This window comes from Diplocloster agilis (assembly GCF_019042275.1).
GTDB classification, from domain to species: Bacteria; Bacillota; Clostridia; order Lachnospirales; family Lachnospiraceae; genus Diplocloster; species Diplocloster agilis.
The window spans coordinates 23,063-35,568 of the sequence record NZ_JAHQCW010000031.1 but is presented as its reverse complement, the minus strand read 5'-3'; the positions used below and the strand labels follow the sequence as shown (position 1 = coordinate 35,568).

Sequence of the window (12,506 nt, the reverse complement as noted above, 5' to 3'; positions counted from 1 at the left end):
AGACTTAATTTAGGAGGAATGTATATGACTGAGAGATATCCGATGGTTCCGGCTGCCTTTGTGATTATTTTTTGCTCCGGGACCTTGAAGGAGGCGCTGGCGGCAGGAATTCTGACGATCGTATTGACCGTGGCCGCTTCTGTGCTACATGAGCTTATGTGTAAGGCAGGCGTGCCGGAATGGTCCAGGATTCCGTCCCTGCTGATCGGGGAAACAGCGCTTTCATATGCCGCAGGACGGATCGCTTACAGCTATGTTGGCGGGCTGACCTTTGACAGGGGCAGAATGCTGGTCTGGCTGATTCTGGGAGTATTGATGGCTTGCAGTTTCCTTTGGGGAAAGATGCATATCGATATCGATGCGGTACTCTTTCCGATGGCTGTCGTCTATGGATTATGGATGGCAGCGGGGCTTCTCAGAGAACTTCTGGCCTACGGGGAGATATTCGGCCGGGCATTTTTGGAAGGCGGATACCTGGCGAAGGCGTTTCAGTCACCGATCATTGGATTCCTTACGGCCGGCGTTATACTGGGAATTGCCAATGCGGTTACCAATGAGACGTCAGAGGAAAGAGGCAGCCTGCTGAGCATATTACCGGCAGCCGCATTGGCGGTACCGATCCAATTGTTTTCAAAATGGCAGCCGGTAAACTGGATTCTGGGAATCCTTCTTGTGGGAGTTCTGGTATTATCTGTCAGAAACCGGCTGAACTATTCATGGACCGGTAAGCGGATGAGAGGGCTGCCCATCGAATTGATCAGTACAGGGCTTATTTACATGGTACTGACCGTTGTCAAATAACGATCCGTAAAATAAATATCCCGCGCGAAGTATTTTATTACGGATGCAGATATGATATAATCGAGAGAATCAAGAAAGCATGACAGGATATCACCGGGCGTTAAGCCCGGATACATATGAGGGACACTATGAAAATTACCGTGATCGCCGTAGGAAAGATCAAAGAAAAATATCTGGTGGAGGCAATCAAGGAATACAGCAAACGGCTGGGCCGGTATTGCAAACTGGAAATCATTGAAGTCGCAGATGAAAAGACTCCGGATGGCGCTTCCCGCGCGTTGGAGGATCAGATCAGGGAAAAAGAAGGGGAAAGAATCCTAAAAGCAGTCCGGGAGGGAAGCTATGTGACCGCTCTGGCTATTGAAGGGAAGATGCTTTCCTCGGAAGAGCTGGCCGGCCGGATCGAACAATATGGGATCGGCGGGATCAGCCAGCTGACCTTTATCATAGGAGGATCTTTAGGACTTTCCGGGAAGGTTTTAAAGAGGGCGGATCAGCTTTTAAGCTTTTCTAAAATGACATTCCCGCACCAGCTGATGCGGGTGATTCTGCTGGAGCAGATCTATCGGAGTTATCGGATTATATATGGGGAACCGTATCATAAATAAGCAGGAACGCTATTTTTTGATTGAATATTTGCGTATTCTACCTCCGTTCTACCGATTCTACCTGTGAGAGGTGTTAATAGAATGGCTTTGGAGTTAATATGCTCAAAAAGGAGGAGTTACTATGGATGCGAAAATAACCGGAAAATTTATAGCAGATGCCAGAAAAAGAAAGAAAATGACCCAGGCGGAACTTGGAGAAAGCCTGCACGTAACGGACAAAGCAGTTTCAAAATGGGAGTGCGGAAAGTGTCTGCCGGACAGTTCATTATTGGAAGAGATCAGCAAGGTGCTGGAGGTATCGATTTATGAACTGTTAAAAGGAGAATATATCGAACAGGAAGCTGCGGAAGCGGAAAATACGAAAATTGTAAGCACCCTGTTTCAAGAAGTACAAAAATTAAAGAAAAACACTACGTTGGCAGGGGCGCTGTGCGCAATATTGATCTCATTCATTACAGCAATCTATTCGCTTTTATGGCCTTCCGGGGAAAGAGCTTATGAACAATTTTTTGCCGGATTTGTAAAAGGGGTCAGCGCCGCGAGTCTTATAGTGGGAATTTTTCTGATCTTTTATGCATGGGTCAAATTCGCTGAGAGGAATACGGATTAGCGGATAGGCAGATAAAATAACCAATAAACAGGGAAAACAATGAATATCAGGGAGGGATGTGGATGTTTTTTAACAGGTTGCGCAATCGCGCAAAAACAAAAAACCAGAATAAAGCGGGTACGGTCGTCATTATCGACAGCGGGTCAGCCGGGAACAAATCAAGCAGTTTTATCCGCTCAGAAAAGAAGGATTTGGGCGAGGGGATGTTTATGACTTATGACCTGATCCGTAATGGCATGGGCGGGACAACGCTGCGAAATGTATTTTTGCATGATTCCACTGCTCATGAGAAATATCTGATTGTGGATGAAAAAGGAGATATTTTTAATTTCCCCGGTGTGGAAAATGAGCAGGAAGTCTTAGAATATGCGGATTGCAAGCTGATTTATCCGTATGTCCAGTTTGTTTTTAACATATACATTTTTGAAAACGGGGAGACCGTCATAGACTGGCTATATCAGCCGGATGGGCGGTACTGGGAAGACGAGGATGGTTTCGGCGGGGAAGATGACGTCGAAGTGGAATTTCGGGCCAGAATAGACCGAAAAGGCCGCTATTTGTGCAAGTATTACCTGAAAAAGTGAGTGAAGTATCCTATCTGAAGTGAGAGAATATCTTATTTGCAATAAGCGCTTGTTAGAATAAGCGCTTGTTAGAAATAGAAGGGAATCGTCAAATGCAATACTACATGAGACCTTCCCTTCTATTTTGCTGGCCCCGGGTTTTTGCAGCGGTTCAGAGCTACTGGGCTATTGGATAGAAGAAAGTAAGGAGGAATAAGTTTGAACCAAAAAGGCGGAGTGGAAGGATGGAACAATAATCAAATTCTGGAGACAGAGAGATTATATCTGCGCAGGATGACGCAGGATGATTACTGTTCCCTGTGCAAGATTTTGCAGGACCCGGAGGTGATGTATGCCTATGAGCATGCATTTTCCGGCCAGGAAGTACAGGAGTGGCTGGACAGGCAGCTGGAAAGATACGAAGAATATGGATTCGGGCTGTGGGCGGTTATTCTGAAAGAAACCGGGGAAATGATCGGCCAGTGCGGCATTACGATGCAGGATTGGAATGACAGAAGGGTACCGGAGATTGGTTACCTGTTCCAAAAGTCCTGTTGGCATAGAGGGTATGCGATGGAAGCGGCGGCTGCCTGCAGGGATTATGCATTTCAGACCCTGGATATGGAGGAAGTATTTTCGATTATACGGGAAACGAACCTGGCTTCGATTCGTGTGGCCGAGCGAAACGGCATGTCTCTTAAGGGGAGCTTTGTGAAGCACTATTACCACTGCTACATGCCGCATCTGGTTTATTCGGTGGAGCGGGAACCCAAGCACCGGAGGCGGGTCCGCTATAAAGGGACGCATCCCAGAAGGTTTGAGGAGAAATATAAGGAGCTGGATCCGCTAAAATATGCAGATACTGTGGAGAAAGTCATACGGAAGGGGAGCACGCCTGCCGGTATGCATATCTCTATCTGTGTCAGGGAGATTCTGGACTTTCTTAAGATCCGTCCGGGACAGACCGGGTTAGACGCTACCCTGGGTTATGGGGGACATACGCAGAAAATGCTGGAATGCTTGAAGGGAGAGGGGCATCTCTTCGCCCTGGATGTGGATCCGATTGAGTTGGCGAAAACAAGAGAGCGGCTGGGGAAATGCGGATACGGACCGGAGATTCTGACAATCCGGCAGATGAATTTCGCTGACATTGATCAGCTGGCGGCAGAGACCGGCCCCTTTGATTTCGCGTTGGCGGATCTGGGAGTATCCTCCATGCAGATCGATAATCCGGAGCGGGGATTCTCGTATAAGCAGGAAGGACCGCTGGATCTGCGGCTGAATCCGGAGAAGGGAATCCCGGCGTCGGAGCGGCTCCGGGAGATAACGAGGGAAGAGCTGGAGGGAATGCTTCTGGAGAACGCGGATGAACCTTATGCGGCGCAGATATCCCGGGCCGTTTTCTCGGAGATCAGAAAGGGAAGGGAGATCGCTACCACGACGCAGCTAAGGGAGATTATTGGGAACGCGCTGTCGTTTCTTCCTGAGAACGAGAGAAAAGAAGGGATAAAGAAATCCTGTCAGCGGACGTTCCAGGCGCTTAGAATCGATGTGAACAGCGAATTTGAAGTTTTGGAAGAATTTCTGGAAAAGCTTCCTGATGTGTTGAAAAGCGGGGGGCGGGTTGCGATACTGACGTTCCATTCCGGGGAAGACCGGCTGGTGAAAAAATCCTTTCAACGCTTGTGCCGGGCAGGGGTTTATCAGGACTTCTCCCGGGAGGTCATCCGCCCGAGCGCAGAAGAGTGCGCCATGAACAGCCGGGCCCGCTCCACAAAAATGAGGTGGGCTGTGAAAGCATAACTTGATAAAATATTTTTCTTGACAGGCTAGTAAGCACTAGCTTATACTGAAAATGCAAGGAAGGCTAGTGAATACTAGCTTAAATAAGACCGATGAATCCTGCCCCGGTAAATACGGGATTACAGCAGGGAGAAAGAGAGCGGATCATATGCAGGAATTTCAGTTAGAAGAATATTTGAGTCGGGGTGTTCAAAAGATAGTGCGCGGGATGATACTGGCAGCTGCTGGTAATTCCGAGGAGAGAAGTTTTCTGATGCGTTATACCGCAGATGAATACAAGGCAAGGAAGTTAAGGGCGGCAGCAGAACAGAGAGGGGAGCATATACCTCCGTTTCTGATCGCCAGTATCACCCGCCGTTGTAATCTGAGCTGCAAAGGATGTTACGCGAGGGCAAACGAAGCGTGTGCAGACAGGACGGATGCGGCAGGCTTTGCGGATGAACTTACCCAAAATCAGTGGGGAGATATATTTACACAGGCAGAGGAGCTGGGCGTTAGTTTTGTGCTGCTGGCGGGCGGAGAACCGATGGCCAGGAGAGATGTACTGGAGGAAGCGGGCCGCCACAAAAAGATTCTGTTTCCGGTATTTACCAACGGGACCATGCTGGATAGCGGCAAAGCGGAGATCTTTTTACATAATCGGAATCTGATCCCTATTTTCAGCATCGAAGGAGGCAGGGATGAGACGGACCGGCGGAGAGGGGAAGGTGTATATGACCGGCTCCTTAAAGGGATGGAATTGTTGAAAGGGGAGAGGCGTCTTTTTGGCGCTTCTGTGACGGTAACGTCGGAAAACCTCAGGGAAGCGGTCTCAGGTAAATTCGTCCGGGATTTGAAAAACAGCGGCTGCCGGGGAATCGTTTTTGTGGAGTATGTACCGGCCGACAAAAAGTCCCGAAAGGAACGCGATACATTGGCGCGGACGTTAGAACAATTGCGAAGAGCAGATTCGCAGATGCTGTTCCTGTCATTTCCCGGAGACGAAAAGGAATCCGGCGGCTGTCTGGCGGCCGGGAGAGGGTTTTTCCATATTAACGCGTCCGGGCAGGCAGAACCCTGTCCATTTTCCCCTTATTCGGACACCAGCCTGCTGCATACCGGTTTACGGGAAGCGCTGCGTTCTCCTCTCTTTCTTAAATTAAAAGAAGAGGGTATTTTAAAGGAGGCACATACGGGCGGATGCGTTCTGTTTGAGCAGGAACAGTCCGTAAAAAAATGTTTGGAGGAATCAGGCAATGACAACGAGAGAACGGATTGTGGAAGAAGCACTGACTTTATTTTCCATACAGGGATACCAGGGCACCAGTGTGAAAAATATAGCGGATAAAGTAGGGATCAAGGACAGTTCCCTGTACAAACATTTCAGCAGCAAAAAAGAGATCTTCGATACCATCGTTCAGGAGATGTCCGTGCGGATGGAGGAGATGTCCCGTGCGTTCGGGCTGCCGGATGAAAAGAATCTGGCGGAGGCCGCCATACTTTACGGCACAATCACGATCGATCAACTGCTGGGCCTGAGCAGGCAGATTTTCCTGTTTTATCTCAAGGATGAATTCGCATCCCGCTTTCGCCGGATGCTGGCGATCGAGCAGTACCGGAACCGGGAGATTTATGAAGTGTACCGCGGCATATTCATGAATGCGGCCATAACCTACCAGACTGCTTTGTTCGGCGAAATGATTCAACGGGGGATCTTCAACGGACATGATCCGGAGGCTATGGCAGTCAATTTCTATGCCCCCATTTTTTTCCTGCTGAATAAATACGATCAGGAACCGCAGAAAGAGGCGGAGGCTTTGCAGGCTCTGGAACGCCAGATCAGGGAGTTTGCCAGGATTTATCAGGGAACGGGGAAGTAAGGAAAAGGTGGATGAATTGACGCAACGGTTGTACGCGGATGGCTATGAAGTCATAAGCGGGCCTAGAACAACGGGCGACGGTTACTATGAAAGTTGTATCATCGGGATTGAAGGCACCAAATAGAGATAACCGTGTAAAAAGGCCTTGCCAGACTGTCTGATAAGGATATTGACAACAATAGATAATTTATATATAATAAATACAAACCAACCGTCGGTTTTAAGGAGGATGTTATGGGGCGAAATAAAAATCCGGAACAAACCCGTGAAAGAATACTTGACACAGCGGTTCAGTTATTTGTGGAAAAAGGTTATGAGGAAACAAGCATACAAGATATTTTGGACGCGCTTAATCTTTCGAAAGGAGGAATATATCATCACTTTAGATCAAAAGAAGAGATCTTAGAAGCTGTTATGCAGAAACGGGCGCAGTATGCCATGGATATGCTTCATGAAATAATCCAAAACACTACGGCCGGCAATGCAAAAGAAAAATTGAAAAAAATTCTTTACCGGCTCGCAACAGATATGGAAACGAATATGCTCGATTCTGTTATAAATACACAGATAAATCCACGCTTTGTCGTAGGAGGCCTACAAGCCTGTGTGAATCAGGATGCGCCAATTATCGGTGAGATTATAGAGGAAGGCGTAAAGGACGGATCCTTTCAAACTGCACAGCCAGCTTATTGCGCGGAAATCTTTCTGTTGCTCTTAAACTTCTGGTTAAATCCAGTTCTGTTCGGGCGTAATAATGATGAAACGAAAGACCGGTTAGTCTACCTGCAATCGGTGATGCATCTTCTTGGAGTAGATATTATCGATGATAAACTAATAACCGCTCTTTTGAATAGTTACCAAAAGATCTCTGATTAGATTTTATGAACGCAAAAATGGCTGCTTTCTTGGCAGCCCATTTTTAAACAAAAATAAAAACCGGCAGTCGGTTTCACAGGAGGACGTATGAATTCACAAACAGCAATTCAAGTTAATCACTTAGTAAAATCCTTTGGAGCGAATCAGGTCATAAAGGGGTGCGATATGTGTGTGAAACAAGGCTCCATCTACGGATTTCTTGGCGCAAACGGAGCGGGAAAAACCACGGTCTTTAAATTGCTGACGGGTCTGTTAACACCGGATTCCGGAAGCATTTCTATTTTAGGGTACAATATTTTGAAAGACCGGGATAAACTGCTTTCAAAAATTGGGAGCCTCATTGAAGCGCCGACTTTTTATGAACATCTATCGGCCAAAAGAAATCTTGAAATTCATTTAGCCTATATGGGTGTTTCCGGAATTGGTGTTGAGAAGGTTTTACAATTGGTCGGCCTGCCGGAAACAGGGGAAAAAGAGGTTTCAAAATTTTCATTGGGTATGCGGCAACGCCTTGGACTTGCCAGAGCATTGCTTCACCAGCCCCAAGTTCTTATATTAGATGAACCGGTCAATGGACTTGATCCTATGGGGATTAGAAAAATGAGAGAACTGTTTTTATCTCTGTCTGGGGAAAGTGGTGTAACTATCTTATTTTCCAGTCATATCCTTAGCGAAATAGAACACGTTGCGGATAAAGTAGGTGTAATAGCAGATGGCCGGATTCTATGTGAATCCGATTTATCACAAATAAAATCGGAGTACAACGGCAGCCTGGAGGATTATTTTTTTAACCTGATGAGCGGAGGAAAAGAGTTATGATAAAATTGATGAAATTAGAGCTTCAACGTATCAATCTGCGTCCTTATTATATCAGCAGTGCGGTATTTGGTATCATTTTACTTGCGTTTACTTACTTTGCCGCTTATACGGCGCAAGTACAACAGGAAACGCAGTTTATGACCTATGCAAATATATTCCGGTTAACCAGCGTAATCAGTATTATTCTCTTTGGCGTATTATCTGCGACGATGTACGCAAAATTGATAACGGAAGAGTATTCGGGGAAACGGCTGGCTTTACTATTTTCGTATCCGGTAAGCCGCAAAAAAATATTTATAGCCAAAGTGCTCGTTGTATTTTTCTTTATATTCATTTCCATGCTGCTATGTACCGGAATATCCATGATTGTATTTTCGCTAACAGAATCTTTCGCGCCGATTGTAACAGATACAATGTCGGTCCATTTATTGGCGGAAGAATTTAAAATGACGGCGGTATCCATAACTGCTATTAGTGCGATAGGTCTGCTTTCTTTGGGATTCGGATTTATAAAGAAATCCATTCCCATGACGATTATCAGTGCGTTTGTTTTGTCCGGGATATACGGGAATGTATCTGTTGGCGCGTTTGAAGATCCTGTTATTACCTGTTTGATTTTAGGCATATCGTTGGCTTCTATTATTGTGATACTTCTTATTCTGTTAAATATAATAAATCATATGGAGGTTGAGTAGAGGGCTGCTGCCATGAAAATTATCAACCTGCCGGAAAATGGAAGGAAAATCTTGCGGAAATTTTGTCAGGAACTTATAATAAAAAACGAACGGATGAAGGAAAAACGCACGAACGGAGGAAATTATAATGAGTATCAGAATTGGTATATTGGGTTATGGTAATCTGGGGCGCGGTGTGGAATGCGCTATTAAGCAGAATCCGGATATGGAGCTGGCGGCGGTATTTACCAGGAGGGATCCGGCCGGGGTGTCGATCCTGACCAAGGAAGCGGCCGTGTGCAGCGCAGCAGAGGCGATGGAGTGGAAAGACCGGATTGATGTGATGATTCTGTGCGGAGGAAGCGCGACGGATCTGCCCGTACAGACCCCGGAATATGCAGGGGCATTCAACGTGGTGGATAGTTTTGATACCCATGCGCGGATTCCGGAGCATTTCGCTAACGTGGACGCGGCGGCAAAGGCCGGTAATAAGGTGGGAATCATATCCGTGGGCTGGGATCCCGGGATGTTCTCTCTGAACAGGATGTATGCGAATGCGATTCTGCCGCAGGGAAATGATTATACCTTTTGGGGAAAAGGAGTCAGCCAGGGGCATTCCGACGCGATCCGGAGGATACCGGGAGTAAAGGATGCCAAGCAGTATACGATACCGGTGGAAGCGGCTTTGGAATCTGTGAGAAACGGGGAGAATCCCTGCCTTTCGACCCGTGAAAAACATACCCGGGAATGTTTTGTGGTATTGGAACCGGGAGCGGACGCTGCGTCGGTAGAAAATGCAATTATAACGATGCCTAACTATTTCGCGGATTACGATACGACGGTTCATTTCATCAGCGAGGAGGAACTTCGCGCAAAGCACAGCGGGATTCCACACGGCGGGTTCGTGCTGCGCAGCGGGAAGACCGGATGGGAAGAAGAGCATAATCATCTGATCGAATACAGCCTGAAGCTGGATTCAAATCCGGAGTTCACGTCCTGTGTGATCGTGGCCTATGCAAGAGCGGCATACCGGCTGGCCTCACAGGGAGTGACGGGATGTAAAACAGTATTTGATATTCCGCCTGCGTATCTGAGCGTGAAGAGCGGCGAGGAACTTCGGGGATCTATGCTTTAACAGGAACAAAAAGTCGTTTGATTTATTGTTACCAAGTGTTATAATGTCATTAGGAATATTGTGAGGTGGTGCCTATGTATCGGACGGCTATGGAACAATTGCAGAGGTGGAAAACAAAAGAAAGGCGCAAGCCTTTGATTATACGCGGCGCCCGGCAGGTGGGGAAGACCTGGCTGATGAAGGAATTTGGGTCTAATGCCTATGAGCGGGTCGTTTATATTAACTTTGATAATAATGAACGAATGAGGAACCTGTTCGAGGGCGGACTGGAAGTGGAGCGGTTGGTGACCGGTCTGGAGTTGTACGCCGGACATAAGATCGACCCGGACAATACGCTTCTGATCTTCGACGAGGTCCAGGAAGTTCCTAAAGCTCTGACAAGTCTGAAGTATTTTAATGAGGATGCGCCCCAATATCAGATCGTCTGCGCCGGTAGTCTGTTAGGCGTGGCGCTTCATCAGGGAACATCTTTTCCTGTGGGTAAAGTGGAGTTTCTGGATTTGTATCCTTTATCCTTTTTTGAGTTCATGACGGCCATGGATAAGAGACAGTATGTGGAGCTGTTGCAAAAGGGCGATTTCGATATGGCTGCCGCCTTCAGGCGAGATTATATTGATCTGCTGAAACACTACTACTATGTTGGAGGGATGCCGGAGGTCGTGCAGGCCTTTGCGGACAACCGGGACTTCAACGAGGTGCGGGAGATTCAGCAACGCATCTTGTCCGCCTATGAGCAGGATTTCTCCAAGCATGCCCCCAATGAGGCGGTCCCCCGAATTCGTATGCTGTGGAACAGCATCCCGGCACAGTTGGCCAAGGAAAACAAGAAGTTTATCTATGGACTGATCAAAGAGGGGGCTAGGGCTAAAGAATATGAATTAGCCATGCTTTGGCTTACCGACTGCGGGCTTGTCCATAAGATCCCCCGGGTTTCTGCTCCGAACCTGCCGCTGAAAGCCTATGAGGATTTGAAAGCGTTCAAGCTGTTTCTGGTAGATGTAGGTTTGCTATCCTGTATGGTTGGCCTGCGGCAGGACGTGCTGCTGGATGGTAATGAACTGTTCAAAGAGTTCAAAGGGGCTCTGACGGAGCAATATGTGCTTCAGCAGTTAAAAACGATCCGGGATCTGAACATATATTATTGGACGGCGGAACGCGGTACAGCGGAAGTGGATTTTGTGATTGATAACGGCATGGATGTAATTCCTGTTGAAGTCAAGGCAGAACAAAACCTTCAAGCCAAGAGCCTGAAGATGTATCGGGAGAAGTTTCGGCCGAAGATGTCCATTCGAACCTCTATGACGGACTACAAAAAAGAGGATTGGTTGTTAAATCTGCCGCTGTGGGCGGTGGGGGATGTAGGAGGAATGGTCTATGAGGATGTATGATTTGATTATGAAGAAAAGAAACGGTGGTGTCCTTACAAAAGAGGAGATCGAGTTTATGATCCATGATTATACAAACGGGAAAATACCGGACTATCAGATGTCCGCCATGATGATGGCGGTCTATTTCCGGGGAATGAACAAAGAAGAGACCGTAAACCTGACCATGTCCATGGCCCGCAGCGGCGATATGCTGGATCTGTCCGCCATCGAAGGTATTAAGGTGGATAAACACAGCACCGGCGGGGTGGGAGACAAGACCTCACTGGTGCTGACACCCATGCTGGCCGCCCTGGGACTGCCCGTTGCCAAAATGTCCGGCCGGGGCCTTGGCCATACCGGAGGGACTATTGACAAACTGGAAAGCTTCCCGGGTTTTTCCGTTTCCCTGACAGAGACCCAGTTTATAGAAAATGTGAACCGGATCAAAATAGCCATAATGGGACAGACGGCGGACCTGGCTCCGGCGGATAAGAAATTGTACGCGCTGCGCGATGTTACGGCTACGGTAGACAATCTGTCCCTGATCGCCAGCAGTATCATGAGCAAGAAGCTGGCGGCAGGAGCAGACGCCATCGTGCTGGATGTGAAGACCGGAAGCGGCGCTTTTATGAAGACGGAGGAAGATGCTCTGGCCCTGGCCAAAACCATGGTCGAGATCGGGACTTCGGCAGGAAGGAAGATGACCGCCATCGTATCCGACATGGATCAGCCGCTGGGCTTCGCCGTCGGTAACGCGCTGGAGGTAAAGGAAGCCATCGAGACCTTAAAAGGCCGCGGGTCTGAGGATTTAAAGAACCTGTGCAAGAAACTGGGCGCCGGTTTGCTGGTCAGTATCGGACGTTCCGCGTCTATGGAAGAGGCGGAGGATATTTTACAGAAAACCATCGATGACGGCAGCGCGCTGGCCAAGCTTGCGGAATTCGTTCATGCCCAGGGCGGTGAGGAAGCTGCGGTATATCACACGGACCTTCTGCCCCAGGCGTCCCTGGTCGAAGAGATCCCCTCCGGGCAGTCCGGCTATATACGCCACATCGACACGGAGGAGGTGGGGATCGTATCCCTGATCCTGGGAGGCGGCCGTGAGACCAAGGAAAGCGAGATCGACTTATCCGTAGGACTGGTGCTGCGCAAAAAGGTTGGGGACTACGTAAATGCCGGGGAATCCCTCGCGGTTATCCACGCCAACGATCCCGAAAAGCTGCGGCAGGCGAAGGAACGGTTTTGCACCACGTACCACTTCTCGGAAGAGCCGGTGGAACGTCCTGCGTTTATCAAAGCGGTCATAACCGGCAACCAATAACACGATGCTCGTCTTCTTAAGCGGGGTAGTGCTATGAGCAGAGGGAAAAGAATCATCTCGGTATAACATT

The 12,506-nt window shown here is 48.1% G+C and carries 13 protein-coding genes and 2 pseudogenes; all 15 read left to right on the top strand.

Annotated elements, in window-relative coordinates; all coding sequences use genetic code 11:
* Window positions 1-24: 24 nt before the first annotated feature.
* The 15 genes and pseudogenes from KTH89_RS16990 (at window position 25) to KTH89_RS16920 (ending at window position 12,436) form a co-directional block, all read left to right on the top strand.
* The gene (locus KTH89_RS16990; RefSeq protein WP_238722495.1) at window positions 25-801 is read left to right on the top strand and encodes a hypothetical protein; all 777 of its coding nucleotides are present in this window, start codon (window positions 25-27) and stop codon (window positions 799-801) included.
* Window positions 802-929: 128 nt separating this feature from the next.
* Window positions 930-1,409, top strand: a complete 480-nt coding sequence (gene rlmH, locus KTH89_RS16985) for a 23S rRNA (pseudouridine(1915)-N(3))-methyltransferase RlmH (RefSeq protein WP_158347094.1) — start codon at window positions 930-932, stop codon at window positions 1,407-1,409.
* A gap of 121 nt (window positions 1,410-1,530) precedes the next feature.
* Window positions 1,531-2,019, top strand: a complete 489-nt coding sequence (locus KTH89_RS16980; protein ID WP_238722494.1) for a helix-turn-helix domain-containing protein — start codon at window positions 1,531-1,533, stop codon at window positions 2,017-2,019.
* Window positions 2,020-2,081: 62 nt separating this feature from the next.
* Window positions 2,082-2,603, top strand: a complete 522-nt coding sequence (locus tag KTH89_RS16975; RefSeq protein ID WP_238722493.1) for a hypothetical protein — start codon at window positions 2,082-2,084, stop codon at window positions 2,601-2,603.
* A 216-nt stretch (window positions 2,604-2,819) separates the two neighbouring features.
* A pseudogene (locus KTH89_RS25135) lies at window positions 2,820-3,296 on the top strand (GNAT family N-acetyltransferase); the annotation flags it as partial.
* 21 nt (window positions 3,297-3,317) lie between these two features.
* Window positions 3,318-4,385, top strand: a complete 1,068-nt coding sequence (gene rsmH, locus KTH89_RS16965) for a 16S rRNA (cytosine(1402)-N(4))-methyltransferase RsmH (RefSeq protein WP_238722509.1) — start codon at window positions 3,318-3,320, stop codon at window positions 4,383-4,385.
* A 67-nt stretch (window positions 4,386-4,452) separates the two neighbouring features.
* On the top strand, window positions 4,453-5,712 hold the full coding sequence (locus KTH89_RS16960) for a radical SAM protein (RefSeq protein ID WP_330656711.1): 1,260 nt from the start codon (window positions 4,453-4,455) through the stop codon (window positions 5,710-5,712).
* On the top strand, window positions 5,621-6,244 hold the full coding sequence (locus KTH89_RS16955) for a TetR/AcrR family transcriptional regulator (RefSeq protein ID WP_238722492.1): 624 nt from the start codon (window positions 5,621-5,623) through the stop codon (window positions 6,242-6,244). The genes KTH89_RS16960 and KTH89_RS16955 overlap by 92 nt, the downstream gene beginning before the upstream one ends.
* Window positions 6,237-6,382, top strand: a pseudogene (locus KTH89_RS25130) (VOC family protein); the annotation flags it as partial. The gene KTH89_RS16955 and the pseudogene KTH89_RS25130, both read left to right, overlap by 8 nt.
* A 96-nt stretch (window positions 6,383-6,478) precedes the next feature.
* Complete coding sequence (locus KTH89_RS16945) at window positions 6,479-7,120, top strand: TetR/AcrR family transcriptional regulator (protein ID WP_158347089.1); 642 nt, start codon at window positions 6,479-6,481, stop codon at window positions 7,118-7,120.
* An 87-nt stretch (window positions 7,121-7,207) separates the two neighbouring features.
* The gene (locus tag KTH89_RS16940) at window positions 7,208-7,939 is read left to right on the top strand and encodes an ABC transporter ATP-binding protein (protein WP_238722491.1); all 732 of its coding nucleotides are present in this window, start codon (window positions 7,208-7,210) and stop codon (window positions 7,937-7,939) included.
* The gene (locus KTH89_RS16935) at window positions 7,936-8,634 is read left to right on the top strand and encodes an ABC transporter permease (RefSeq protein ID WP_238722490.1); all 699 of its coding nucleotides are present in this window, start codon (window positions 7,936-7,938) and stop codon (window positions 8,632-8,634) included. The genes KTH89_RS16940 and KTH89_RS16935 overlap by 4 nt, the downstream gene beginning before the upstream one ends.
* A 127-nt stretch (window positions 8,635-8,761) precedes the next feature.
* Window positions 8,762-9,748 carry a diaminopimelate dehydrogenase gene (locus KTH89_RS16930; protein WP_238722489.1) on the top strand — a complete coding sequence of 329 codons (987 nt, stop codon included), beginning with the start codon at window positions 8,762-8,764 and terminating at the stop codon, window positions 9,746-9,748.
* A gap of 74 nt (window positions 9,749-9,822) precedes the next feature.
* Complete coding sequence (locus tag KTH89_RS16925; RefSeq protein WP_238722488.1) at window positions 9,823-11,136, top strand: ATP-binding protein; 1,314 nt, start codon at window positions 9,823-9,825, stop codon at window positions 11,134-11,136.
* Window positions 11,123-12,436 (top strand): pyrimidine-nucleoside phosphorylase, encoded by a 1,314-nt coding sequence (locus KTH89_RS16920; RefSeq protein ID WP_238722487.1) that lies wholly within the window; start codon window positions 11,123-11,125, stop codon window positions 12,434-12,436. The genes KTH89_RS16925 and KTH89_RS16920 overlap by 14 nt, the downstream gene beginning before the upstream one ends.
* The last annotated feature ends 70 nt before the right edge of the window (window positions 12,437-12,506 follow it).

Coding starts and splice junctions, on each gene's coding strand:
- KTH89_RS16990 (WP_238722495.1), top strand. CDS start 25: ATGACTGAGAGATATCCGATGGTTCCGGCTGCCTTTGTGATTATTTTT.
- KTH89_RS16980 (WP_238722494.1), top strand. CDS start 1,531: ATGGATGCGAAAATAACCGGAAAATTTATAGCAGATGCCAGAAAAAGA.
- KTH89_RS16955 (WP_238722492.1), top strand. CDS start 5,621: ATGACAACGAGAGAACGGATTGTGGAAGAAGCACTGACTTTATTTTCC.
- KTH89_RS16935 (WP_238722490.1), top strand. CDS start 7,936: ATGATAAAATTGATGAAATTAGAGCTTCAACGTATCAATCTGCGTCCT.
- rsmH (WP_238722509.1), top strand. CDS start 3,318: ATGCCGCATCTGGTTTATTCGGTGGAGCGGGAACCCAAGCACCGGAGG.
- KTH89_RS16940 (WP_238722491.1), top strand. CDS start 7,208: ATGAATTCACAAACAGCAATTCAAGTTAATCACTTAGTAAAATCCTTT.
- KTH89_RS16925 (WP_238722488.1), top strand. CDS start 9,823: ATGTATCGGACGGCTATGGAACAATTGCAGAGGTGGAAAACAAAAGAA.
- KTH89_RS16975 (WP_238722493.1), top strand. CDS start 2,082: ATGTTTTTTAACAGGTTGCGCAATCGCGCAAAAACAAAAAACCAGAAT.
- KTH89_RS16945 (WP_158347089.1), top strand. CDS start 6,479: ATGGGGCGAAATAAAAATCCGGAACAAACCCGTGAAAGAATACTTGAC.
- KTH89_RS16930 (WP_238722489.1), top strand. CDS start 8,762: ATGAGTATCAGAATTGGTATATTGGGTTATGGTAATCTGGGGCGCGGT.
- KTH89_RS16920 (WP_238722487.1), top strand. CDS start 11,123: ATGAGGATGTATGATTTGATTATGAAGAAAAGAAACGGTGGTGTCCTT.
- rlmH (WP_158347094.1), top strand. CDS start 930: ATGAAAATTACCGTGATCGCCGTAGGAAAGATCAAAGAAAAATATCTG.